Here is a 23,525-nt window from a genome sequence, read left to right as displayed (position 1 = left end):
TTTAGGCCAGCCAGCGGTGATATTCGTTACACAGCAGCCAGCGTGGTGCTTCATCTTCATCCAGCGGATTGAAGCGCGCCAGCGGCGTGAGAAACACATTGTCATGTTCGTCGTCATTGGGCATCGAGACTTCACCCACCAGCACATCGCCGTAGCCCTCTTCGCCCCAAAAGCTGTGCCAGATGCCCGGTAGCAAGGTAATGCTTTCACCCGGCGATAAACGCAGTTGCGAACCGGCGGCGTGGGTTTGGCGGATGCCATCGAGCGTGACGTTCACCGCCGTATCAGCCAGCTGATTGCCCGCACGGTTATGCAGCGTGACGATCAGATTGCCGCCGCCGCGATTGATAATGTCTTCCATCTTTTGCGGGTGATAATGCATCGGCGTGACCTGCCCTTCGCGCACATGCATGATTTTTTCGGCGTAAGGTTTGGCCCACGGCTGACCACCCCGCGAACCGTTGCGCAATGTGAACAGGGTTAAACCGGTTTGATTGAAATCGTCAGCGCCGAAGCTGGTGACATCCCAGCCAAGATGCAGCGCCAGCAGTTCATCGGCGTCATGTTTATCGAGCGCGCGCCACTGGCTGAGGCCGTAATCGGCCCACGGCGGCAGATGCACATCCTGGCGCATAAAGAATTCGCGGGTGCGTTGTAGGATCGCATTCACTTCTGAGCGTTGCATCTTCTCCTCCTTTCCACGCTGGCCCTCACCCCAGCCCTCTCCCGCAAGCAGGAGAGGGCGCTATTTGTCCCCTCTCCCATTTATGGGAGAGGGTTAGGGTGAGGGTGAGGGACAGCGGCTGCTTACTTCACCGTCCAGCCCTTATAGCTGCTGACGCTGTTACGATCGATCATCGTCACCGGAATCAGCACCGGCTTATCTGGCGCGGGCTTGCCCTGCAGGATGTCATAGCCGATCTCCACCGCTTTCGCCGCCATCACCTGCGGGTCCTGCGCTGGCGTGGCCACGAACAGCGAGCCTTTGCGTTTCAGCGCCTCTTCACCGTCTGGCGATCCATCGACGCCGACAATAAAGAACTCATTGCGCTGAGCCTGTTTCGCCGCCAGATCGGCACCAATTGCCGTTGGGTCGTTAATCGCGAACACTGCATCGATCTTCGGATTGGCCGACAGCAGGCCGGTCATCACTTCGAGGCCACCTTCGCGGCTGCCTTTGGCGTTCTGGTTGTAGGAGAGCAGCTTGATGTCCGGATGGGTTTTCAGCTCGGTCATGCAGCCTTCCACACGGTTCTGCACCGCAGAAACCGGCGGTCCATTGATGATCACCACGTTGCCTTTGGCCTTCAGGCGGTCGGAGATGTATTTACACGCCATGGCGCCAGCGGCGGTGTTATCGGAGGTGATAGTGGCGTTAGCGCCGTCTGCCGCCACGTCGACCGCCACCACCACAATCCCGGCATCACGCGCACGTTTTACCGCGGGCGCGATACCTTTGGAATCGGCGGCGTTAAGGATGATCATGTCCACTTTAGCGGCAATGAAGTTGTCAATCTGCCCCACCTGCTGGCCGAGATCGTAGCCGCTGGAGACCAGCGTTACGTTGACTTTGTCGCCCGCCAGTTCACGCGCTTTCAGCTCGGCACCTTTGGTGATCTGCACGAAGAACGGGTTGGCGAGATCGCCGACGGTCACACCAATGGATTTCAGCTCTTTGGCCTGCACCAATGGCGCGCTCAGAAGCGTAGCCGCCAGCAGTCCGGTTAGAATCGGATTAAAACGCATAGTCGATGTTCTCCTGCTTTTTGGTTTTTATGGTGAGTGCTCGCTGTCCCCCTCCTCGGTCCTCCCCCACAAGTGGGGGAGGAAGATGCTGCAAAATGTGAGTGTGGAAGCTGCATGTGGCAGCATCTCCTTCCCCCATTTATGGGGGAAGGCCGGGATGGGGGACAGCAAGCACGATATAACTCAACCCACGTGATGCCGCGTCCGGTACTTATCGATCAACACCGCGATAATGATCACCGCGCCCTTGATCACTAACTGCCAGAAATAGGAGACGCCCATCAGCGTCATCCCGTTATTCAGCGTGGCGATAATCAGCGCACCAATCAGCGTGCCGGTGATGGTGCCGATGCCGCCGACAAAGCTGGTGCCACCGAGGATCACCGCCGCTATCGCATCCAGCTCGTAACCGACGCCAAGGTTGCCGTTGGCGCTGTAGAGCCGCGAGGCGCTCATCAATCCGGCCAGCCCCGACAGCAAGCCGCTCATGGCGTAGACAAACAGCAGCACCACGCTGACTTTGATGCCGGTCAGGCGCGCCGCCTGCACGTTGCCGCCAACGGCATAAATGTGTACGCCTAAGGTAGTGCGACGCAGAATGAACCAGCACAGCGCGATCACCGCAAAGGCGATGATGATCAGCCACGGAACCGGCCCGAGATAGCCGTTGCCTATCCACTCAAAGTTGATGTCGGAGTTGATCACCGTGGTGCCGTTCGCTAGCAGATAAGCCGCGCCGCGCATCGCGGTGTAGGTGCCGAGCGTGACAATAAAGGGCGGCAGCCCCGCCCACGCCACCAGAATGCCGTTGAACAACCCCATAATCAGCCCGGCACCTAACGCCGCCGGAATCGTCAGTGACGCAAACGCCGGATCGAGCGACACCGCCATCGCTACCACCGCCGTGGTGCCGAGCATCGAGCCGACCGACAAATCGATGCCGCCGGTGAGAATGACAAAGGTCATGCCCGCCGCCAGCACGATGTTGATCGAGGCCTGACGCGTAATGTTGAGCAGATTGCCCTCGGTGAAGAAGTTCGGCGTGACAAAGCCGAACACCGCCACGATCAGGATCAAAATCGGCAGGATGCCGACGGTTTGCAGCAGGTCACTCATTAACGCGCGCTTGAGGGTGGGACTTTTTACGCGTGCGGATTCACTGGTCATTGCGCTCTCCTCAGGCCTGAACCGGCTGCGCGCCGGTGGCCAGTGTCATAATGTTTTCCTGGCTAATCTCTGCCCCACTCAACTCACCGGCGATGGCGCCTTCACGCATCACATAAACGCGGTCGCTCATGCCCACCACTTCCGGTAACTCGCTGGAGATCATTAAAATCGCCACGCCCTGCTGCGCCATCTGCTGCATCATGCGGTAGATTTCGCTCTTGGCGCCGACATCAACGCCGCGCGTCGGCTCATCGAGAATCAGGATGCGCGGTGCAATCGCCACCCAGCGTGAAATCAGCAGCTTCTGCTGATTACCGCCGGACAAGCCGCCCGCGCGCACCTGGGCATGCGGCACGCGGATGTTCAGCGCATCAATCGCCTCGCTGGCGATCTTCTGCCCTTTGCGCCGATTAAGCAGGCCGTAGCTGGCATCGCGCTCCAGCGTCGCCATCACAATGTTGTCCTGCGCCGCCAGTTCAAGGAACAAGCCCTGCTCTTTGCGGTTCTCGGTGAGAAAACCGATGCCGCGTGCGATGGCGTCGCGCGGCGAGTGAATCTGCACTTTCACGCCGTCGATCCAGATCTCACCGCCGCTCGGTTGATGCACACCAAAAATCAGCTGCGCCAGTTCGCTGCGTCCGGCGCCGACCAGCCCCGCCAGCCCGACAATCTCGCCGGCCCGCACCGACAGGCTGCTGGGACGCACTTTGTGTTTGTCGCACAGGTGATTGACGGCGAGACGGATGTCGCCGAGCGGAATATCGCGGTCTTTGTTGAACAGATCGCTGAGCGGCCGCCCGACCATCATGCGCACCAGCTCGCTGGCGTTAAGCTGCTCGCGCGTCAGGCTACCGACGTACTGCCCGTCACGCAGCACGCTCACGCGATCGGATAGCTCATACACTTCCGCCATGCGATGGCTGATGTAGATAATCGCCATGCCTTCGCTGCGCAGCCGTTTAATCAGCGCAAACAGCTGCTCGGTTTCACGGTTGGAGAGCGCGGCAGTCGGCTCATCCATCACCAGAATGCGGCTGTTGCGGTGCAGCGCGCGGGCGATTTCCACCTGCTGCTGCTCGGCAATACTCAGGCGGCTCACCAGATCGGTGGCGCTGAACTGCGCACCCAGGCGATCAATCACCCGCTGCGCCTCTTCCGCCATCTGGCGACGCTTCACCAGGCCTCCACGCGTGATTTCACTGCCGAGAAAGATGTTCTCCGCCACCGTCAAATTGGGTGCCAGATTGATCTCCTGATAAATCAGGGTGATGCCCGCCGCCAACGCCTCTTTTGGGCCTTTTATGACATACGGCTGGCCGTCGATAAGAATTTCCCCGCTGCTGGCGGTATAGGCGCCGGCCAGAATTTTCATCAAAGTACTTTTGCCCGCGCCGTTTTCGCCCATCAGCGCATGCACTTCACCGGGCCAGACCGTGAGATCCACGCCCTTGAGCGCATAGAAGTTGCCGAAGCGTCGGGTGATTCCCCGCATGGAGAGTATCGGTGTGGCATCCATTTACAGACTCCTGCTGGCAAAGGTTGCAGCGAGTAAAACCTGCTTAGATAAATGGAAAATGTCAGCGGCCATTCATATTTGTCATATTTCGCCCCGATCGCGCTTCTATACTCGCCAGCAGTTGAGCGGTAAGGAGTGGCAGCTATGAGTCACAGTCTGCACTGGCACGCGGGCGCGCGCAGTCGCCTGCTGCTGTTTAATCTGCTGGTGATGTCAGTGACGCTGGCGGTGAGCCTGGTCGCGATTTTTGGATTTCGCCACGCAGGTCACATTCAGGAACAGGCGCAGGCACAAACGCTGGCCGATATGAACGGCAGCCTGGCGCTGGCGCGCGACACCGCCAATGTGGCCATTGCGGCGGTGCGGTTATCGCAGGTGGTCGGCGCGCTGGAGTATCAGAGCGAATCGGCGCGCCTGCAGCAAACGCAGCGGGAACTGCAACAGTCGCTGAGCTTGCTGGCAAGTGCGCCGCTGGCGGCACAGCAGCCGCAGCTGCTAGCGCGTATTCGTGAGCGCAGCCAGACGCTGGAACAAACCATTAATCAATTGCTGCGCGCCGGGCATCAGCGCCATCTGCAGCGCAACGTGATGCTGAGCGGCTTGTGGCAATCGCAGCTGTTACTCAATCGCATTGACCTGCTTACGCGCACCGATTCCCCTTCTGCCGCGCTGCGTCAGCAAACCCACAGCTTATTCAGCGTGGCGATTCAATCCAGCGCGCCACAGGCCGCGGTGCAGCAGCTGCAATCGGTGCTGCGTCAGTGGCAAGCGTTAAGGCTCAACGGCGCGCTGAATACCCAGGTGCAGCGGCTGATCGCCACCAGCACGGATTTGCAGCCGGTGGCGCAGCAGCTGGAGCAGAGTGATATCGCCATCGCCTACGCGACTTATCGCATCAAAGCGCTGGTGGCGATGCTCAACGATGACATCACCCATTACGTGCAGCTGGTGGCGCAACAGAGTGACGCACGCAGCGCGGTGACGCATGAAGAGCTGGATTCGATCATCGGCTTTATCGGCCTGTTTATGCTGCTGGCGCTGCTGATCACCGGTTACGCCGGTTACTACATTTACCGCAATCTCGGTTCGAGTCTGACCGCCATCGCCCACGCCATGACGCGGCTGGCGCAGGGTGAAAAGAGCGTCAACGTGCCGGGCCTGGCGCGGCGCGATGAGCTGGGCGATCTGGCGCGCGCCTTCAACGTGTTTGCGCGCAATACAGCGTCGCTGGCGCACACGTCGCGCCTGCTAAAAGAGAAAAGCAACCAGCTGGAATCGACCTTTCTCGCCATGCGCGACGGCTTTGCGCTGTTCGATAACAGCGGTCAGCTGGTGGTATGGAATGCGCAATATGCCGAGCTGCTCGGCATCGCGCCGCGTGAACTGCATCGCGGTTTGCACTATCAGCAGCTACTCAAACGCGTTGATGTCGAGCTCAACGGAATAGCCGATGCGCAGGAAGTACGGCTGGCGGATGGCCGCACGCTGGAGCTGCGCTTCAGCCCGGTGCCGCGGCGCGGCATGGTAAATACCGTGCTGGAGCGCACCACGCGCAAGGCGCTGGAGGAAGCGCTGCTGCACAGCCAGAAGATGAAAGTCGTGGGACAGCTGACCGGCGGACTGGCGCACGACTTCAATAATCTGCTGGCGGTGATCATTGGCAGCCTGGCGTTAACCGTCGATCAGCTGCCGCCCGGCACGCTCGCCAGCCGCATCGAACGCGCGCGTCAGGCCGCCGACCGTGCGGCGCAGCTGACGCAGCGCTTGCTGGCCTTCTCACGTAAGCAGGCGCTCTATCCGCGCGCGGTGTCGGTGGTGGAGCTGGTGGATAATCTGCATTCGCTGCTGCAGCACGCGCTGCTGCCCGGCCAGCAGCTGATAATTGATGCGCAGCGACCCGGCTGGCCAGCGTGGATCGATGCCGGACAGCTGGAGAACGCGCTGATCAATCTGGTGGTCAACGCGCGCGATGCCATGGCGCAGCAGAGCGGCGAAATCCGCCTGCGTATCTGGAATCAGCGTAAACAGGAAGCCGACGGCAAGCGCGATCGCGTTACCATTGAAGTGATCGATCACGGCTGCGGCATGTCGGCCGAGGTGCGTGAACAGGTGTTTGAGCCGTTCTTCACCACCAAAGCCATCGGCAGCGGCAGCGGTTTGGGCTTATCGATGGTGTATGGCTTTGTGCGGCAATCCGGCGGCCAGATTGAGCTGGAAACCGCGCCAGGACAAGGCACCACCGTGCGGCTGTTATTACCGCGCGCGCCCGAAGCGGCGCAACCGCTCAGCGTGCCGCCGCCGCTGGTGCCGCAGGCCAGCAACGATCGGCTGGTGTTGGTGCTGGATGATGAACCGACGGTGCGGCAAACGCTGTGCGAACATCTGCATCAGCTGGGTTATCTGACGCTGGAGTGTGGCGACGGCGAAAGCGCGCTGAGGCTGCTGCGCCAGACGCCGGATATCGATCTGTTAATCAGTGATTTGATGCTGCCGGGCGGCATTAACGGCGCGGATGTGATTCGCCAGGCGCAGGCGCAGTGGCCGCATCTGGCGACGGTGTTGATCAGCGGTCAGGATCTGCGCCAGACGCAGGTCACGCTGCCGCTGTGTGAGCGGCTGGCAAAACCCTGGCATCAGGCGCAGCTGGTGCAGGCGCTGGAGCGCGCCTGGCAGCGCAGTGAACGGCTTAGTCGCGCGCGGCAGGCTGCCACAACGGCACCCCTTTCCCCGTGATGTAACGCTTCCGCAGCTTGCTGGAGACCACATCCATGATCATCACCACCGCCACCAGAATCAGGGTCAGGAACATCACTACATCCCAGTTCCATAAACGCATGTTCTCGGCATACACCAGGCCGACGCCGCCCGCGCCAACAAAGCCCAGCACCGCTGCGGAGCGGGTGTTGGACTCAATCTGATACAGGCTGAGCGCGAGGAAGGTCGGGAACGATTGAGTGAAAATGCCGTAGCGATGTTTTTGCAGGCTGTTCGCGCCCACCGCGCTGAGACCGCGACTCGGCGAACGCTCCACCGCTTCGTGCCCTTCAGCGTAGAGTTTGCCGAGCAGGCCGACATCCTGCATCACGATCGCCAGCACGCCGGCCAGCGGTCCCATGCCGACGGCGCGCACGAAGATCAGCCCCCAAATCGCCATGTCGATGCCGCGCAGCACATCCAGTACGCGACGCACCACCAGCGCAATCGGACGCATCAGCGGATCGTGCATTACGTTACGTGCCGCCAGGAACGAGACCGGCAAGGCGATCAGTGACGCGGTCAGCGTGCCGGAGAACACAATCGCCAGCGTAATCCCGACTTGCGTGAAGTAGTAAGCAAACGGCCAGTTGAGGAAATCCTGCCAGACAAACATACGCAGGAAATAGCGGCTGAGCTGCTGGCAGCCAATGAGAAAACGGCTCCACTCAATGCCAAAGAATTCGAAAAAAAGCAGGTAATAGAGCGCGATGGCCAGCGCCATCAGCGCAACGCGCCGCAGATAGCGATTTTGCGCAGCAAACAGGGCGGCATGCTCCTGCTTAAGTTTGGCGACATCCGGCGCTAAGGCGATCATGATACGTCTCCTTCCACTACGCGGCGACGCAGCCAGCCGGACAGCGTATCCAGCAGCGACACCACCACAATGATCAGCAACAGCGTAATGCTGACCTGATCGTATCGATCGAGTTTGATATTGGTCATCAGCTCTTGCCCGATACCGCCCGCACCGACCAACCCGAGGATGGTGGAGGAACGGAAGTTGATCTCCAGACGCATAAAGCTGTAGGAGAGAAACGTTGGTTTGACCTGCGGCCAGAAGGCAAAGCGCATGCGCTGCAGTTTGCTGGCACCGCACGCCGCGAGGCCGCGCACCGGTTTATCCGAGGCGCTCTCAATCGCTTCGTAGAACAGTTTGGTCAGGCTACCGACGGTGTGCAGCGCCAGCGCGAGGAAGCCAGGAATGGCCCCAATGCCAAACGCCATCACGAACATCACCGCCCACGCCAGTTCGGGCATGGTGCGCAGGAAGGCGACAAACGCGCGGATCGCCATGCGCAGGCTGCGCGGCGTTTGGGTGTTGTCGGCTGCGAAGAACGCCAGCACGCCAGCCACCGCCACAGCTATGATGGTGGACGACAGCGCCAGTTGTAAGGTTTCCCAGATTAGCGGCAGCTGGTAGTGCAGGCGATAGCCCCAGTAAGCCAGCGATCCCTCGGTTTTCACATCGGAGAAGAGTTCCGACCAATGCAGCACCGGCAGCGTTTCGCCAATGTAATCGAAAAAGTGTGGCAGCGACTGCCAGACGGTGAGCAGGTTAAATTCCGCCATCTTGCCCGCGGCCAGATAGAGCGCCAGTAACAGCAGCGACCACAGCAGCGAGTCGCGCTTTTGCTGGCGGCGGATGCGTTGGTAGTAGTGTTCGAAATCGGTCAAGGGGGGATTCCTGTTGGTTGGGGACTTGCTGGATGGTGCTCGTTGGAGGGTGCTTGCTGGATTGTGCTCGCTGTCCCCCTCCTCGGTCCTCCCCCACAAGTGGGGGAGGAAGATGGTGCAAAATGCAGCTCCGAAGTCGCATGTGGCAGCATCTCCTTCCCCCACTTGTGGGGGAAGGCCGGGATGGGGGACAGCCAGCACCGACCGAGGAAGGTGACAGCCAGCACCAACTAAATTAACCGCGCGTACCCTTCATCAAATCACGCTTCATATCGATGATATTCTGGTAATCCGCCACGGTAGCTGGGCCGATGTGCTGGGCACCGCCAACCGCTTTAACAAAGCAGCCGTGATCTTCTTTATCCAGTTTCTTGATGGTGGCCACCACTTTCGCTTTGAAGTCAGCGGGCAGATTATTGCTCACCAGAATCGGACCGTTCGGGATCAGCGGCGACTGCCAGATAATGCGGATCTGCTTCATCAGATCCGGATGATCCATCCGTATCAAACGACCAAAGGCACCCGAGGTATAACCGGTTTCGCGGTCACCAATCAGCGACGTCCAGGTTACTGCGCCTTCGAACTGGCCGTTCAGCACGCCGAGGATGTCCTGCTCGTGACCGCCGGAAAAGGTGACGCTGGAGAAGGTGTTGTTGTACTTATCGTCCACCGTGCCGCCAAACTCTTTCTTGAACGCCTGGTTCGGCATCAGGAAGCCAGAAGTGGAATCCGGATCGGCCATGCCGAACGATTTGCCTTTCAGGTCTTCCAGCTTTTGGTACGGGCTGTCGGCTTTCACGATCACCACCGAGTGATAACCCTGCGAACCGTCTTTGTCGTCCACCACGATGCCCACCACATCCACCGCTTTCGGGTTCTGCAGATAAACCGAGGCAAATGAGGCGGGCGACATGCTCAGCACCAGGTCGATTTTGTTGCCCAGCAAGCCCTGAATCACGCCTGAATAGTCAGACGAGTTACGCAGTTTGGTATCCACCTGCAGCTCTTTATCGAAGAAATCTTTCACGCATTGGTTATCACCAATCTGCTGCGTGGCGTTCTGGCCGCCAAGAATCCCGAGGTTCAACTCTTTTGGTGCATCCGCTGCGTTTGCGCCAAATGCCATCGCAATAGTCAGTAAAGCTAAAGAAGTCAGTTTCATTCTTAGGTTTTCTCTTGCCGTGGGAGTTAGTGGAGCTGGTTAATTTCGTCGCCGTACAGCTCATGCATCAGGCCGTCGGTCAACCGGGAAGGATGTCCATCAAACAGCACTTTGCCGCGCTGAATACCGATGACGCGGGTGCAGTAGCTTTTTACCAATTCAATTGAGTGCAGGTTCACCATTACGCTGATGCCCTGCTCGCTCACCTGACGCAGCACGTCCATGATGCGCTTGGTGTTTTTCGGATCGAGTGACGCCACCGGTTCGTCCGCCAGCAGGATGCGCGGGTTCTGCATCAGCGCCCGGCAAATCGCCACGCGCTGCATCTGGCCGCCAGAGAGATTTTCCGCACGCTGCAGCGCCTGCGGCAGCATGTTCATCCACTGCAGCAGTTCGATTGCGCGGGCGCGGTCGGTTTCGGAGAAGACTTTAAAGAACGATTTCAGCGTCGAGGTTTGGCTTAAACGACCGAGCAGCACGTTGGTCAGCACGTCGAGGCGCGGCACCAGACAGAAGTCCTGGAAGATCATGCCGCATTCGCTGCGCCATTCACGCATCTGGCGGCTGTTCAGCGTCACCACATCGCGATCCACTTCGCCGTGGCGATTGCTGAGGATCGCGCCCTGTGAAGCGCTGATGGTGCCGTTGAGCATGTGTAACAGTGTCGATTTGCCTGCGCCCGAGCGGCCAATCACCGCCACCAGCTCGCCCGCATGCAGATCGAAGCTGACGTTATCCAGCACCTGGTTGGCGCCGTACGCTTTGCACAATCCCTGCACCGAAAGCACCTTGTTGCCCTGCCCGGTAACGTGCGGGAAGGGATTGTCGACAACGGTTTTCAGTAATGCCTGTGCCATGTTGCACTCCATCTCTTCTGAGCTGTTGATTGCACGCTATTACGGGCAAAACGGATGAAAGCTTGATGACAGTAAAATGATTAAACGGTGACAGCGGCTGGATCGGTCAGCAACTGGCGCAGCGTTAGCAGTGTTTCGCTCAACGCACCATCATTATTCAACGCATAACAGTGCGCGGGCAGCGGTTCGGCGGCACGCGCCAGCCGTTGCGCGATCTCCGCTTCTGACTCGCGCCCACGCTGCCGCAAACGCGCTTCCAGCACCGCTGGCGAAACCTGTAACACCAGCGGCAGCAGCTGCGTGCCGTAATGCTGCTGCACCATCGGCAGATGCAGGCGCGAGCCGTTCACCAGCACGTTCATTCCGCGCGCCAGCCACAGATCGATCTCCTCGCCCAGCCCGTAATACATGCCGTGCGCCTGCCAGCTGACGGCGAACAACCCCAGCGCCTCGCGCCGTCGAAACTCGGCTTCGCTTAGCGCCACGTGGTTCTCGCCGCCCGCATCGGCGGCGCGCGTAATGTAGCGATGGGCGATCAGCAAATTCTCCGGCGGCGCTTCACGCAGCGCGTTCAGCAGGCTGTCTTTTCCCGCGCCCGAAGGCCCGGTAAGCCAGATCAGGCGCGCCATCAGAACACCCGCTTGCCTTGCGACCAGACGTGACGAATGTGCGAATGACCATGATCGGTATGCACCAGCACCAAATCGGCACGCAGTCCTTCGGCGATGCGCCCGCGATCGTGCAGGCCAATTGCCCGCGCCGGATTGCGGGTCACCAGCGCGGCCGCCTGCGGCAGCGTCAGCGTGTTGCGCTCATCGGCCACCAGCCGGAACACCGCATCGAGCAAGCTGGCGGGATAGTAGTCGGAGGAGAGAATATCCAGCAGGCCGTGGCTGGCGAGTTCTGCCGCTGCCACGTTGCCGGAGTGCGAACCGCCGCGCACGATGTTGGGCGCGCCCATCAGCACCTGCATGCCGCAGTTGCGTGATGCGCGTGCCGCCTCCAGCGTGGTGGGAAATTCGGCGATGGCGCTGCCGACCGCATGCGATTCGGCAACGTGCGCCGCCGTGGCATCATCGTGGCTGGCCAGCGGAATGCCGCGCGATCGGCACAAGCTGGCAATGGCGTTGCGGTTAGGCGTGGAGAACTCGGCGGCCAGCGCCAACTGCTCACGCTCAAACTGATCCATCTGCTCGTCGTTGAGCTGATATTTGCCCTGATAATAGGTGCGATACATCTCCAGCGAGGCGTACTGGCGCTGGCCCGGCGAATGATCCATCAGCGACACCAGCGACAGCTCCGGCGTGTTGATCAGCGCTTCAAATAGCGGCAGCGTGGTGTTGTGCGGCAGTTCGCAGCGCAGATGCAAATGGTGATCGGCGCGGTTAATGCCTTTGCGATTGCTGTCCTGAATCGCGTCGATCATTTTGGTGAGATTATCCAGACGATGGCCGCCATCGCGGACGTCGCCGACGCCAATCGCATCCAGCACCGTGGTGATGCCGCTGGCGGCCATCAGCGCATCGTGGCTGCTCATCGCCGAATAGGCGGGCCAATCCACCTTCGGACGTGGCGCAAAGAACTTGTCGAGGTTATCGGTGTGCAGCTCCACCAAACCCGGCAGCAGGAAGGCGTTTTCGCCATCCAGCGCGCCCGGCTGTTGGCTGACGCTGTCGCTAAAGCTGGCGATGCGCCCGTCACGGATTTCCAGCGATCCCGTTACCACTTCGTTTTCCAGCACCAGCTGGACGTTGTTGACGATCATGCTTCTGCTCCTGCTTGCATTGGCTGCATGACGTGCAGGCGATCGGCCACGCGTGCGCGCACCGCTTCGTCATGGAAAATTCCGACAATGGCGGCACCGCGGGCGCGCGCCTGTTCAATCAGTTCCACCACCGCAGCGCTGTTGGCGCTGTCGAGCGAGGCGGTTGGCTCATCCAGCAGCAGCACCGGATAGTCGGCGATAAAGCCGCGTGCGATGTTGACGCGCTGCTGTTCGCCGCCGGAGAAAGTGGACGGCGCCAGTGACCATAAACGCTCCGGCACGTTGAGGCGCGTCAGCAGTTCTTTGGCGCGCTTTTCGCAGAAGGCGCGCTCGGTGCCGCGCTCCAGCAGCGGCTGCATGACGATCTCCAGCGTGGGCACGCGCGGGATGACGCGCAAAAACTGGCTGACCCAGCCAACGGTGTGGCGGCGAATCGCCAGAATCTGGCGGGCGGGCGCGTTGGCCATGTCGATCCATTCGCCCTGATGTTGCAGCCAGATGTGACCGCTGTTGGCCTGATAGTTGCCGTACAGCGCGCGCAGCAGCGTGGATTTGCCGCTGCCGGAGCGGCCATGCAGCACCACGCATTCGCCGCCGCTGACGTCAAGATTGGCGTCCTGCAATACCGGCAGCGCGGCGCCGCTTTGGTTGTGCAGCACAAAGGTTTTGCTCAGATGCTCTACGCGCAATAAAGGTTGCATAGTGATGTCCGCCATTAGTTAAGCACCGATGAAACCAGCAGCTGCGTATACGGATGATGCGGATCGTCCAGCACCCGGTCGGTCAATCCGCTCTCCACCACGCGCCCCTGCTTCATCACCAGCAGGCGATGCGCCAGCAAACGCGCCACGCCGAGATCGTGCGTCACAATCACCACCGCCAGATTCAACTCGCGCACCAGCGTGCGCAGCAGATCCAGCAGGCGCGCCTGCACCGACACATCCAGCCCGCCGGTTGGCTCATCCATAAACACCAGCGTCGGCTGCGTCACCAGGTTGCGGGCAATCTGTAAACGCTGCTGCATGCCGCCGGAAAAGGTGGTGGGCAGATCATCGATGCGATTGGCGGGGATCTCCACATCCTGCAGCCAGCGCATCGCCTCTTTACGAATATCACCGTAATGCCGCTGGCCCACCGCCATCAGCCGCTCGCCGATGTTGCCGCCCGCCGTGACCTGCGGACGCAAACCATCCAGCGGATGCTGATGCACCACGCCCCATTCGGTGCGCAGCAAGCGGCGGCGATCGCTCTCGCTCAGCTGATAGAGATCCTGCGCGCGATAAAGAATGTTGCCCTGCTGCGGCGCTAAGCGTGCCGACAGGCTGCGCAGCAAGGTGGTTTTGCCCGATCCGGATTCCCCAACAATGCCTAACACTTCGCCAGGATAGAGTTCAAAACTCACCTCTTCAAACCCTTTGCCGGGCGCGTAAAGGTGGGTGAGATGGTTGACCGCAAGCAGCGGCTGTTCACTGTGCATGCTGTTGTTCCTGCTGCTGGTGGCAAAAATCGGTATCGGAGCAGACAAACATGCGCGTACCGGCGTCATCCATCACCACCTCGTCGAGGTAGCTGTGGCGCGAACCGCACAGCGCGCAGGGTTCTTCCCACTGCTGCACGCTGAACGGGTGATCGTCGAAGTCGAGGCTTTCCACTTTGGTATACGGCGGCAGCGCATAGATGCGTTTCTCACGTCCGGCACCAAACAGCTGCAGCGCCGGCATCATGTGCATTTTGGGGTTGTCGAATTTGGGGATCGGCGACGGATCCATCACGTAGCGATCGTTGACCTTCACCGGATAGGCATAGGTGGTGGCGATATGGCCGTAGCGGGCGATATCTTCATACAGTTTCACCTGCATGATGCCGTACTCCTCCAGCGCGTGCATGGTGCGGGTTTCGGTCTCACGCGGCTCGATAAAGCGCAGCGGCTCAGGGATCGGCACCTGGAAAATCAGGATTTGATCTTCTTCCAGCGGCGTTTCCGGAATGCGGTGACGCGTCTGGATCAGCGTGGCATCACGGGTCGCTTCGGTAGTGGCCGCGCCGCTGACGCGCTGGAAGAAGCGACGAATGGATACCGCGTTGGTGGTGTCATCCGCGCCCTGATCGATCACCTTCAGCACATCGGCATCGCCAATAATACTGGCGGTGATCTGAATCCCGCCGGTGCCCCAACCGTAGGGCATCGGCATTTCGCGTCCGGCGAACGGCACCTGATAACCGGGAATCGCCACCGCCTTCAGAATGGCGCGGCGGATGGTGCGTTTGGTCTGCTCATCCAGATAACCGTTGTTGTAGCCGGTTAACTCACTCATGGTTCTGCTCCTGATGCGGTTGGCGCAGTTGCTTCAGCAGCTCAAGCTCCGCCTGGAAATCGACGTAGTGCGGCAGTTTCAGATGCGAGACAAAGCCCGCCGCTTCGACGTTGTCGGCATGCGACAGCACAAACTCTTCGTCCTGCGCCGGGCCGGCAATACGTTCGTGGTACTCCGGCGCCTGCAACGCGCGATCCACCAGCGCCATCGCCATCGCTTTGCGCTCGGAACGGCCAAACACCAGGCCGTAACCGCGCGTAAAGTGCGGCGCGCTGTCAGTTTCGGTGGTGAAGCCATTCACCATCTCGCATTCGGTCAGCAGGATTTCGCCAATCTCAATCTCAAAGCCCAACTCTTCCGGGCAGATTGACACGCTGAGATAACCGGTACGAATTTCACCGGCGAACGGATGGTTGCGGCCGTAGCCGCGCTGCGTCGAGTAGCCGAGCGCCAGCAGAAAACCTTCGTCGCCGCGCACCAGTTGTTGCAGCCGTGCGGCGCGCGTAGCCGGATAGCCTGGCGGTTCGCGCGTGATGTCGCACGGCTCGCTGCCGTCATCCTCTTCGCGTGCCGCCAATCCTTCCGCCGTCATCATGCTGAACACGTGCGGACAGCGTTGTGGCAGCGCCTGATCGTCACGTGGCGCGGCAGGCGTTTCGCCATTCGCCAGCAGGGTGAAATCGAGCAGACGATGGCTGTAATCGTAGGTTGGGCCGAGCACCTGGCCGCCCGGCAAATCCTTGTAAACTGCTGAGATACGGCGTTCGAGGCGCATCTCAGCGGTTGCCAGCGCCAGGCTATCGGCGAGGCGCGGCAGCGTGGTGCGATAGGCGCGTAGCAGGAAAATGGCTTCCACCAGATCGCCGCTCGCCTGTTTAATTGCTAAAGCCGCCAGCTGCGGATCGTAGATGCCGCCTTCGGTCATCACGCGATCGACCGCTAAACCCAACTGTTGCGCCACCTGATCGCAACCCAATTCGGCGACCTCGCGATCGCCACGACGCAGATCGGCCTGCAGCTGATGGGCGCTGGCTATCGCCTTTTCGCCCCCTTTGACCGCAACGTACATCAGCACACCTCCACGTCGGTGGTGCGTGGCAGCGCCATCATCGCTTCACCGCAGGTGAAAATCAGATCCACACCTTGCGGGAACGGATGCGGACGCTCACGCAGATAGTGCAGAATCGCCTCCGGCAGCTGCGGCGCAATGGCGCGCGGCTCACGTAAACCGGGACCGGACAGGCGCAGCGTCAAGCCACCGCTCAGTGACGGCACTTCCACAATCAGCGTGGTGCTTTTTTCCGGGGACATGTTGTCGCCAGAAGCAAACAGCGCCGGATCCGGATTGGCCGCCGCATGCGTCAGCGCAAAAGGGGCATCGCGCTCATCGACAATCGGCACGCCGGTGTGGAAACGCAGGTTGCTGCGTACCACGTCACTATCGATGCGGCCATCCAGCCACAGCGCACTCTCCTGATCGACCAGCGTCAGCAGCACCGCCGTGGCCGCCGGCGAGAGATCGCCCCAGCCCTGTTGCAGCGGCAGCGATACCATCACGCCCGGCTCGCTCATCGCTTTCAGGATGCGGCGAAAAGCACGTTGGGCATCGGCCACCGGATGGGTAAAACTTGCCAGTAAAGTCATCAGTTATCTCCGCGAACCAGCGTAAAGAAATCCACTTTGGAGCTGGCGATCTCACGCGCGCGCAGCTGTCGCTGCTCTTCACGCAGAGCCGCCAGCGGGGCAATCAATTTTTCCTGCAACAGCGCCTGGGTTTCCGGCTGTTGCAGCAGCGCATCAATCAGCGCGCAGCGTTCGGCGTGCGCTTTGTCGCGCCCCAGCACGTAGCTAAAGCCGAGCGTGCCGTTGTGCAGCTTCACCACCGCGCGCGTCACCGTGGCATCGCCCATCACAAAGCGCTTACCGCTGCCGCCCATGCGCGCCTGCAGGCGGGTTAAGCCGGTTTCTGCCGGACGGATGCGTTCAAAATCAGTAGTGATACGTAACGGCTGCCAGTGCGCCTCAAGCTGGCGGGCTTCACTGTGCGCCAGCACCGAGAGCCAATGCTGGCGGGCGGTTTGCTGTGTCATTCGTGCTCCAGAGTCAGTTCAATCATGTCGCCACGCGTCAGGCTGACGGAGTATTCCGCTACCTGACCGTCGCTGTGTTTATTGAGGGTGCGCACACACAGCAGCGGCGACTGCAGCGCAATCTCCAGCTGCTTGCACTCTTTGGCCTGCGCGCGACGCGTACTGATGCGGGTTTGGCTGCGCGTCAGGCTCAGGCCAAGCTGTTGCTGCATATAGTCGTGCAGTGAACCGCTGTGGAACTGTTGCAGCGCCGGCCACCAGCTGAGTTGCGCCAGGAAGTGGTTAATGACGCACACCGCCACGCCATTGACGCGGCGCAGCGTGCGCAAGTGAATAACGTTGTCGCCTTCGTTGACGCCCAGCGCGCTCGCCACATCGCTGCTCGCCGGACGCAGCACCGCCAGCAGACGCTCGCTGGTGGGATGACTGCCCTGCTCCATCAGGTTCTGGCTGAAGCGCGCCTGCGCATGCAGCGGATAATCGTACGGCCGCATTAGCACCAAAATGCCCACGCCGTGACGCCGTTGCAGCAGGCCTTTATTGACCAGCTCATCCACCGCGCGCCGCAAGGTGTGACGATTCACCGCGTAGTGATCGGCCAGCTGCTGTTCAGAAGGCAGATAATCACCGCAGCGATAGCGCTCCTGCAGCGCCTGCTCCAGCTGGGCGGCAACGGCCTGATAAACAGTGGTCGGATGTCTGGATATCTCCATCACGCTCAATACCTCATTCGCATTGGTTGAGGAACGCAGCGGGCTTGCTGCGGGATGGCGATTACATTGCGCATGTCAGATGACAGCGCCGTGACGGCTCAATGACGGGCGGATGAATTTGTTTTAGGGCAGCAGAATTGCAGCGAAACGGAGGGTGTTTTTAATAAATTATTTTTAACTGTTATGTTTGTGACAGCATTCAAAAAATTAACGCTAATTTACATCACGCTTTCAGCTCCCTTACAGAATACAGCCTGCGGATGTTCTGCTAGGTTAAAGGATGAACCCTTCTTGTCAGGCCAACTTTTAAAATGATTAACGCAATAAAACTATCGGATGGTTTTCGCCGCAACTTTGTGCGTGAAGTTATTTTGCCGCTGCTGGCAATTTTGCTTCTGACCTTTGTCGGCGCGGGCGTGGGTCTGTTCTGGGGCACAGCGTTAAGCAATAACGAAGCGCGCGATCAGCAACAGCGCATGATCCAGGCTTCGTTTACCCAGAGCCTGACGGAACATCTGCGCCAGCTGCGCAGCCTGACGCGCTGGTCTCCGCTGGCCGATCAGCTGGCGTCGTCGCATCCCGATCAACGCTGGCTGACGCAAAATGTCGGCGGCTGGCTCTATGACATGTTTGATCACCAGCTGGTGGTGCTGCTGGACCGCGACAACCAGCTGATTAACGTGTGGCGCAACGGCCAGCCGGTGCCGGACAAGCGCATCGGCCCTTATCTGCAGGACATGCTGAACAGTCCGCTGGTGCAAAACAGCGATGTGGTAGCCGGCCCCACCGATCACGCCGATTTCGTGCGCATCGGTCAACGCGCCGCCGCGCTGGCGGTGGGCGATATCAGCAGTACCAAACAGGCCGGGCGCTATCGTCTGGTGAGCATTAAGTTTCTCGACGATGGCTATCTGCGCAACCTCGCCGATCGCAGCCAGCTGCGTCAGTTGCATTTCAGCGACAGCGAGCCAGCGGGAAAAACCAAAGCGCGCTATCTACTGAACTCACAACAGGGCGAACCGGTCGGTTACCTCAGCTGGAATCCCGATAAGCCCGGCGCGCAGATGTTACGCACCCTCGGCCCGTCTACCTTGCTGTCGGTGATCCTGATTACCGTACTGTGTTGGGTGATGGTGCGCCGCATCTGGACCTCGTCACTCAAGCTGTCGCAGTCGCTGCTGAAACTCGGTGCCAGTGAAGCGCAGGCGCAGCATCTGGCATTTCATGATGTGTTAACCGGTTTGCCCAATCGTTCCCTGGTGGAAGACCGCTTAACTCAGGCGCTGGCGCTGGCCGGACGCCACGATCAGCGCGTGGCGCTGCTGCTGCTGGATCTTGATCGCTTCAAAAATATCAATGATACCTACGGCCATCACGCCGGCGATGAGTTGATCATTGAGGTGGCGCGCCGCCTCAATGAGATTGTGCGCACCAGCGACACCGTGGGCCGCATTGGCGGCGACGAGTTCATCATCGTGATGCCGGAGGTGGAGAATATTGGTCAGGTGCAATCGCTGGCGCAACGCATCATCAGCCGCCTGAGCGAGTCGTATCAGCTGGTGGGCAGCGAGCTGTGGGTGGGCGTCAGCATCGGTCTGGCGCTGGCGCCAAAAGACGGTATTGATCGGCTGGAGCTGATGCGCAAAGCGGATATCGCCCTTTATGATGCCAAAAACCACGGACGCGGCCAGTATCGCCAGTTCGAAAAAGTGATGGATGAATCGCTGCGCACCCGTCAGCAGATGGCGGCGGATTTGCGTCAGGCGCTGGTGAAGTTTAGTGGATTAGCGGTGTGGTATCAGCCGCTAATGGATATCAGCGGCCAGCAGGTGGTAGGTCTGGAAGCGCTGCTGCGCTGGCATCACGCCATGCGCGGCGACGTTGCACCGGGTGATTTCATCGCCATCGCCGAAGAGACCGGCATGATCATCCCGCTCGGCGAATGGGTGCTGCGCGAAGCCTGTAAAACGTCGCTCAAGCTGCCGGATATTGTGGTGGCGGTGAACGTCTCGCCGGTGCAGTTCCGCGCGGTGAATTTTGTTGAGCGCATCATCCATATCGTGCAGGAAGAAGGTGCCGATCCGCAGCGCATGGAGCTGGAGATCACCGAAGGCGTGCTGATTGAGGATGAACACGAGGCGCGCAACAGCATCATTGCGCTGCGCGAAGCCGGCTTCCGGATTGCGCTGGATGATTTCGGTACCGGCTATTCAAGCCTTAATTACCTCAGCAGCTTCCCGGTGGACAAAATCAAGATTGACCGTTCGTTTACTCAGTCGCTGGGCGTGGCGCAGAACTCTACTGCGATTGTGGAATCGGTGGTGCGGCTGGGTCACGCGATGGGCTTAACGGTGACCGCTGAAGGCGTGGAAACCGAAGGCCAAAAAAACGCGCTGGCCGATGCAGGCTGTAATCAGCTGCAAGGCTATTTGTTTAGCCACGCGGTGCCGCTGGATGACATTTTGACCATGTTGCCGCCCGCTTCCCGCCCTTAACGCTCCCGCGCGGCGGCCGCCGACTGCCGCGCTTTTCTCGCTCACGCATTGAAAAGCTGCGTGCGCATCGGGACCATTCTCGTACCCTGATTAACGCGTTTAACCCATCCTCTCGTCTGTGCGCTTGCCAGCCCAAGCCGGATCGGCATGTTGCCCGCCCGTTTCGGCAAGCAAGGCGTCAATCCCTTCTTTTACTCTGTTAAGGAACCACAGATGAACACACGCTATCCGGATTACACCCTCGACACCGACCGCGCGTCGCGTGAAAACGGTTCAACCGCCTATATCGCGCTCGATAATTCAACTTATGTGATTGAGCAAACCACCACCAAAACCCTGAGCAGTTTCCCTGAAAGCCTCGTCAGTGACACACCGGTAAGCTACGCGCACCAGCCTTCGTCTTACGCTTACGGCGTAAAAGCGATCACCCCGGTTATTCGCTATGCCTGGGATGACGTTGGACAGGAGCAAGGCGTGCGTGCCAGCGGCAACCGCACCGATGATGCCGCTCCGACCCTGCGCGGCACCGGCCCGGCGAACACTTACATGGACATTATGTTCACCAACGGCAGCGTAACTCGCTACAACGGCATCACCACCGATGCTGACGGTAACTGGAGCTGGACGCCACGCGCCGATTTGGCCGACGGTACCTGGACATTTAAAGTGCAGGCCGACGGCCAGGACACGTGGAGCAATGCGTTCACGCTGGTCATCGACACCCCGGCGGCACCGGACGCGCTGATCACCCACATCTACGATAACGTGGGCAGCGAGCAAGGCGAGCGTTTCAGCGGCAGCATTACCGATGATGCGATGCCGACCCTGCACGGCACCGGACCGGCTAACACGCTGATCGATATCCTGTATACCGATGGAGGCAGAGTGCGCAGCAACAGCACCTTCACCGACAACGAGGGCAACTGGAGCTGGACGCCCTGGCAGAATCTGAATGACGGCTACTGGACGTTCCAGGTGCAGGTTGAGGGCGCACCGAGCTGGAGCCAGAGCTTCGCGATCACCATTGATACGCCGGAAGGCCGTATCGCCTTGCGCGACGCCGAAATCTCCCATATTACGGATAATGTCGGCAGCGATCAGGGTGACCGCTTCTCTGGCAGCATTACCGATGATGCGATGCCGACCCTGCACGGCACCGGACCGGCTAACACGCTGATTGATATCCTGTATACCGATGGCGGCAGGGTGCGCACCAACAGCACCTTCACCGACAACGAGGGCAACTGGAGCTGGACGCCCTGGCAGAATCTGAATGACGGCTACTGGACGTTCCAGGTGCAGGTTGAGGGCGCACCGAGCTGGAGCCAGAGCTTCGCGATCACCATTGATACGCCAGAAGGCCGTATGGCGATGCGCGACGCTGAGATCTCCCATATTACGGATAACGTCGGCAGCGATCAGGGTGACCTTTACAGCGGCAGCATCACTGACGACGCGTTGCCAACCCTGCATGGCACCGGTCCGGCTAATACGTTGATCGATATTTTGTATACCGATGGCGGCAGAGTGCGTACCAACAGCACCTTCACTGACAACGAGGGCAACTGGAGCTGGACGCCCTGGCAGAATCTGAATGACGGCTACTGGACATTCCAGGTGCAGGTTGAGGGCGCACCAAGCTGGAGCCAGAGCTTCGCGATCACCATTGATACCTCAGCAGATACAGCAAGCGGTGATGACGCGTTTAACAACGCGTTAACGTCACTGAGTGTTGGCGATCTGCTGTCCGTTGTTGATAGTGACGTATTGATTGATAACGGTAAAACGCAGTACATGCTGGACAGCGACGCCAACAACGTGGTGAAGCTCGAGGATATTCTGTCCGGCAACGATATTGACGGCTGGCAACAGCAGCAAGGCACCCTCACCGTTGCGGGCATTCAATACGATGTTTATCAGTACACGGATGAGACCGAATTACTGGTGCAACACGCCGTTTAAACGCTGATGATTTAGCGTCGCTAATCGAGCATCGCGATTACCAAGCCATACAGCCTTTGCTGTGTGGCTTTTTTGTTTGTGGGCGGCGTGAAAAAGATGCCCGGTACAAAACAGGACCACACCATGATAGGACGCAAGAACATTCGGTTATTGAATTATGATTTCACCGCTGCGGGCACCTGTTTTCCGCACCCGCCGTTGCGCGGCCAAACGTAATCATCACTCAGAATTTGCACGTCACCGTTTCGGCGCGATTTATCGCGCGTGCCAGAGTTTCTCCCCTGCGTTCCACCAGGAATTTTCCTTCTTTGCAGACGGTTCTTGATACAGGCCCGTAACACGTTGCTCTACCATCCCCGCCGCTGTGCGATGTCGTGTAAACCGCGACGCACTATTGACAACACATTATGGACGATACCTATGAATGATTTATTAGCCCGCAGCCCGGTGATATATCGCGAAAGCGCCGACGGCAAACTGGTGTTTGGTAACAAAAACGAGCTGGAGCCCGGCGGCTTTATTGAGCTGGTGATTGGCACCGACATCTTCCGCGTCCCGGTGGACGACAAAGGCTTTTACCGCTGGGAAGCGCCGACGCCCTACGCCGACGGCGAGTACAGCTTCTCCCTCCGCCACTTTGACGCCGCCGGCAACCGCAGCACGCCGACGCTCGGCATCCAGATTGTCGACACCACCCCGCCGGACGCGCCGGAGCTGGTTAACCTCTACGACGACCAGGGCGCCGTGACCGGCAGCTTTGACCCCGGCAAGGCCACCGACGACAAACGCCCGACGCTGACCGGCATCGCGCAGAAAGGCAGCACCGTTTACCTGCTCAACGACAAAAATGAAAAAATCGGCAGCGCGGTGGCGGACAAGGTCACCGGCAAGTGGGTGATGGAGCCGGCGCAGGACCTGCAAGACGGCATTAACAGCCTGCGCCTGATGGCCGAAGAGACCTTCGCCGGCAAGCTGCGCGCCGGCGCGCCTTCAGCGGCGTTTGACATCGTGATTGTTGGCGACAACGCCACGGTTACCATTACCGATGCGTTTGACGACGCGGGCAGCTTCACCGGGGCGCTCGGCAACGGCGCGCTCACCGACGACGCCACCCCAACCCTGCGCGGCGAGGTCTCCATCGGCAGCACCGTTATCGTCTATTATCGCCTCGCCGGCAGCCCGACCTGGGCCGGCAGCGCCACCGCCACCGTCAGCGGCGAGACCTGGACCTGGACGCCGGGCAGCAACCTGCCGTACGGCCGCTATGAATTCCAGGCCAGCACCGGCGACGTCGCCTCGGCGCTGT

Annotated in this window: 21 protein-coding genes; 4 read left to right on the top strand and 17 right to left on the bottom strand. The window is 59.9% G+C overall.

Annotated features, from left to right (window positions below; translation table 11 throughout):
* Window position 1: 1 nt before the first annotated feature.
* From KVT28_RS00105 to KVT28_RS00090, 4 genes are all read right to left on the bottom strand, one after another.
* Window positions 2–685, bottom strand: coding sequence for a D-lyxose/D-mannose family sugar isomerase (locus KVT28_RS00105; protein ID WP_101762807.1), 684 nt, complete (start codon window positions 683–685; stop codon window positions 2–4).
* A 122-nt stretch (window positions 686–807) separates the two neighbouring features.
* Window positions 808–1,746: an ABC transporter substrate-binding protein gene (locus tag KVT28_RS00100; RefSeq protein WP_101762808.1), complete on the bottom strand. Its 939-nt coding sequence runs from the start codon at window positions 1,744–1,746 to the stop codon at window positions 808–810.
* A gap of 183 nt (window positions 1,747–1,929) precedes the next feature.
* Complete coding sequence (locus KVT28_RS00095) at window positions 1,930–2,913, bottom strand: ribose ABC transporter permease (RefSeq protein WP_101762809.1); 984 nt, start codon at window positions 2,911–2,913, stop codon at window positions 1,930–1,932.
* Between the two features lie 10 nt (window positions 2,914–2,923).
* On the bottom strand, window positions 2,924–4,429 hold the full coding sequence (locus KVT28_RS00090; RefSeq protein WP_101762810.1) for a sugar ABC transporter ATP-binding protein: 1,506 nt from the start codon (window positions 4,427–4,429) through the stop codon (window positions 2,924–2,926).
* Window positions 4,430–4,573: 144 nt separating this feature from the next.
* Between KVT28_RS00090 and KVT28_RS00085 the strand changes: the two genes are divergently transcribed.
* Complete coding sequence (locus tag KVT28_RS00085) at window positions 4,574–7,162, top strand: ATP-binding protein (protein ID WP_217546248.1); 2,589 nt, start codon at window positions 4,574–4,576, stop codon at window positions 7,160–7,162.
* On the opposite strand, the gene phnE (KVT28_RS00080) is transcribed toward KVT28_RS00085, so the two are convergent.
* The 13 genes from phnE (KVT28_RS00080) to phnF all read right to left on the bottom strand — a co-directional run bounded on the left by phnE (KVT28_RS00080) (window position 7,116) and on the right by phnF (window position 17,762).
* Window positions 7,116–8,000, bottom strand: a complete 885-nt coding sequence (phnE, locus tag KVT28_RS00080; protein ID WP_217546245.1) for a phosphonate ABC transporter, permease protein PhnE — start codon at window positions 7,998–8,000, stop codon at window positions 7,116–7,118. The genes KVT28_RS00085 and phnE (KVT28_RS00080) overlap by 47 nt on opposite strands.
* Window positions 7,997–8,860 carry a phosphonate ABC transporter, permease protein PhnE gene (gene phnE, locus KVT28_RS00075; protein ID WP_217546243.1) on the bottom strand — a complete coding sequence of 288 codons (864 nt, stop codon included), beginning with the start codon at window positions 8,858–8,860 and terminating at the stop codon, window positions 7,997–7,999. The genes phnE (KVT28_RS00080) and phnE (KVT28_RS00075) overlap by 4 nt, the downstream gene beginning before the upstream one ends.
* A gap of 235 nt (window positions 8,861–9,095) precedes the next feature.
* The gene (gene phnD / locus KVT28_RS00070) at window positions 9,096–10,022 is read right to left on the bottom strand and encodes a phosphonate ABC transporter substrate-binding protein (protein WP_110868351.1); all 927 of its coding nucleotides are present in this window, start codon (window positions 10,020–10,022) and stop codon (window positions 9,096–9,098) included.
* Window positions 10,023–10,048: 26 nt separating this feature from the next.
* Window positions 10,049–10,879, bottom strand: a complete 831-nt coding sequence (gene phnC / locus KVT28_RS00065; RefSeq protein ID WP_110868350.1) for a phosphonate ABC transporter ATP-binding protein — start codon at window positions 10,877–10,879, stop codon at window positions 10,049–10,051.
* Window positions 10,880–10,959: 80 nt separating this feature from the next.
* Window positions 10,960–11,508 carry a ribose 1,5-bisphosphokinase gene (phnN, locus tag KVT28_RS00060; protein WP_101762816.1) on the bottom strand — a complete coding sequence of 183 codons (549 nt, stop codon included), beginning with the start codon at window positions 11,506–11,508 and terminating at the stop codon, window positions 10,960–10,962.
* On the bottom strand, window positions 11,508–12,644 hold the full coding sequence (gene phnM, locus KVT28_RS00055) for an alpha-D-ribose 1-methylphosphonate 5-triphosphate diphosphatase (RefSeq protein ID WP_217546240.1): 1,137 nt from the start codon (window positions 12,642–12,644) through the stop codon (window positions 11,508–11,510). The genes phnN and phnM overlap by 1 nt, the downstream gene beginning before the upstream one ends.
* Window positions 12,641–13,345, bottom strand: coding sequence for a phosphonate C-P lyase system protein PhnL (gene phnL / locus KVT28_RS00050; protein WP_222233639.1), 705 nt, complete (start codon window positions 13,343–13,345; stop codon window positions 12,641–12,643). The genes phnM and phnL overlap by 4 nt, the downstream gene beginning before the upstream one ends.
* Before the next feature lie 14 nt (window positions 13,346–13,359).
* Window positions 13,360–14,121: a phosphonate C-P lyase system protein PhnK gene (gene phnK, locus KVT28_RS00045; RefSeq protein WP_110868346.1), complete on the bottom strand. Its 762-nt coding sequence runs from the start codon at window positions 14,119–14,121 to the stop codon at window positions 13,360–13,362.
* Window positions 14,111–14,959, bottom strand: a complete 849-nt coding sequence (locus KVT28_RS00040) for an alpha-D-ribose 1-methylphosphonate 5-phosphate C-P-lyase PhnJ (protein WP_008105508.1) — start codon at window positions 14,957–14,959, stop codon at window positions 14,111–14,113. The genes phnK and KVT28_RS00040 overlap by 11 nt, the downstream gene beginning before the upstream one ends.
* Window positions 14,952–16,028, bottom strand: a complete 1,077-nt coding sequence (locus KVT28_RS00035; RefSeq protein WP_137386068.1) for a carbon-phosphorus lyase complex subunit PhnI — start codon at window positions 16,026–16,028, stop codon at window positions 14,952–14,954. Before KVT28_RS00035 ends, KVT28_RS00040 begins: the two co-directional genes overlap by 8 nt.
* Window positions 16,028–16,603 carry a phosphonate C-P lyase system protein PhnH gene (gene phnH / locus KVT28_RS00030; protein ID WP_217546238.1) on the bottom strand — a complete coding sequence of 192 codons (576 nt, stop codon included), beginning with the start codon at window positions 16,601–16,603 and terminating at the stop codon, window positions 16,028–16,030. Before phnH ends, KVT28_RS00035 begins: the two co-directional genes overlap by 1 nt.
* Window positions 16,603–17,049, bottom strand: coding sequence for a phosphonate C-P lyase system protein PhnG (phnG, locus tag KVT28_RS00025; RefSeq protein ID WP_217546235.1), 447 nt, complete (start codon window positions 17,047–17,049; stop codon window positions 16,603–16,605). The genes phnH and phnG overlap by 1 nt, the downstream gene beginning before the upstream one ends.
* Window positions 17,046–17,762 (bottom strand): phosphonate metabolism transcriptional regulator PhnF, encoded by a 717-nt coding sequence (gene phnF, locus KVT28_RS00020; protein ID WP_192411572.1) that lies wholly within the window; start codon window positions 17,760–17,762, stop codon window positions 17,046–17,048. The genes phnG and phnF overlap by 4 nt, the downstream gene beginning before the upstream one ends.
* Before the next feature lie 311 nt (window positions 17,763–18,073).
* Between phnF and KVT28_RS00015 the strand changes: the two genes are divergently transcribed.
* The 3 genes from KVT28_RS00015 to KVT28_RS00005 all read left to right on the top strand — a co-directional run.
* Window positions 18,074–20,257, top strand: coding sequence for a bifunctional diguanylate cyclase/phosphodiesterase (locus KVT28_RS00015; protein WP_217546232.1), 2,184 nt, complete (start codon window positions 18,074–18,076; stop codon window positions 20,255–20,257).
* 213 nt (window positions 20,258–20,470) lie between these two features.
* Complete coding sequence (locus tag KVT28_RS00010) at window positions 20,471–22,219, top strand: Ig-like domain-containing protein (RefSeq protein WP_217546230.1); 1,749 nt, start codon at window positions 20,471–20,473, stop codon at window positions 22,217–22,219.
* A 369-nt stretch (window positions 22,220–22,588) separates the two neighbouring features.
* A partial coding sequence (locus tag KVT28_RS00005; protein WP_254633430.1) for an Ig-like domain-containing protein occupies window positions 22,589–23,525 on the top strand: 937 nt, incomplete at its 3' end.

The sequence above is a fragment of the Pantoea sp. GbtcB22 genome, from assembly GCF_019091025.1.
Lineage (GTDB): Bacteria > Pseudomonadota > Gammaproteobacteria > Enterobacterales > Enterobacteriaceae > Pantoea > Pantoea leporis.
Note: the sequence above shows the minus strand (reverse complement) of the source record. Positions and strands in the feature narration are given on the sequence as shown.

Bases quoted from the DNA above. Each gene is read 5' to 3' on its own strand.
- KVT28_RS00040 (WP_008105508.1), bottom strand. From the start codon at position 14,959: ATGAGTGAGTTAACCGGCTACAACAACGGTTATCTGGATGAGCAGACC.
- phnE (WP_217546245.1), bottom strand. From the start codon at position 8,000: ATGATCGCCTTAGCGCCGGATGTCGCCAAACTTAAGCAGGAGCATGCC.
- KVT28_RS00100 (WP_101762808.1), bottom strand. From the start codon at position 1,746: ATGCGTTTTAATCCGATTCTAACCGGACTGCTGGCGGCTACGCTTCTG.
- KVT28_RS00095 (WP_101762809.1), bottom strand. From the start codon at position 2,913: ATGACCAGTGAATCCGCACGCGTAAAAAGTCCCACCCTCAAGCGCGCG.
- phnC (WP_110868350.1), bottom strand. From the start codon at position 10,879: ATGGCACAGGCATTACTGAAAACCGTTGTCGACAATCCCTTCCCGCAC.
- KVT28_RS00015 (WP_217546232.1), top strand. From the start codon at position 18,074: ATGATTAACGCAATAAAACTATCGGATGGTTTTCGCCGCAACTTTGTG.
- KVT28_RS00105 (WP_101762807.1), bottom strand. From the start codon at position 685: ATGCAACGCTCAGAAGTGAATGCGATCCTACAACGCACCCGCGAATTC.
- phnD (WP_110868351.1), bottom strand. From the start codon at position 10,022: ATGAAACTGACTTCTTTAGCTTTACTGACTATTGCGATGGCATTTGGC.
- phnK (WP_110868346.1), bottom strand. From the start codon at position 14,121: ATGCACAGTGAACAGCCGCTGCTTGCGGTCAACCATCTCACCCACCTT.
- KVT28_RS00085 (WP_217546248.1), top strand. From the start codon at position 4,574: ATGAGTCACAGTCTGCACTGGCACGCGGGCGCGCGCAGTCGCCTGCTG.
- KVT28_RS00090 (WP_101762810.1), bottom strand. From the start codon at position 4,429: ATGGATGCCACACCGATACTCTCCATGCGGGGAATCACCCGACGCTTC.
- phnN (WP_101762816.1), bottom strand. From the start codon at position 11,508: ATGGCGCGCCTGATCTGGCTTACCGGGCCTTCGGGCGCGGGAAAAGAC.
- KVT28_RS00035 (WP_137386068.1), bottom strand. From the start codon at position 16,028: ATGTACGTTGCGGTCAAAGGGGGCGAAAAGGCGATAGCCAGCGCCCAT.
- phnG (WP_217546235.1), bottom strand. From the start codon at position 17,049: ATGACACAGCAAACCGCCCGCCAGCATTGGCTCTCGGTGCTGGCGCAC.
- phnH (WP_217546238.1), bottom strand. From the start codon at position 16,603: ATGACTTTACTGGCAAGTTTTACCCATCCGGTGGCCGATGCCCAACGT.
- KVT28_RS00010 (WP_217546230.1), top strand. From the start codon at position 20,471: ATGAACACACGCTATCCGGATTACACCCTCGACACCGACCGCGCGTCG.
- phnF (WP_192411572.1), bottom strand. From the start codon at position 17,762: ATGGAGATATCCAGACATCCGACCACTGTTTATCAGGCCGTTGCCGCC.
- phnL (WP_222233639.1), bottom strand. From the start codon at position 13,345: ATGCAACCTTTATTGCGCGTAGAGCATCTGAGCAAAACCTTTGTGCTG.
- phnM (WP_217546240.1), bottom strand. From the start codon at position 12,644: ATGATCGTCAACAACGTCCAGCTGGTGCTGGAAAACGAAGTGGTAACG.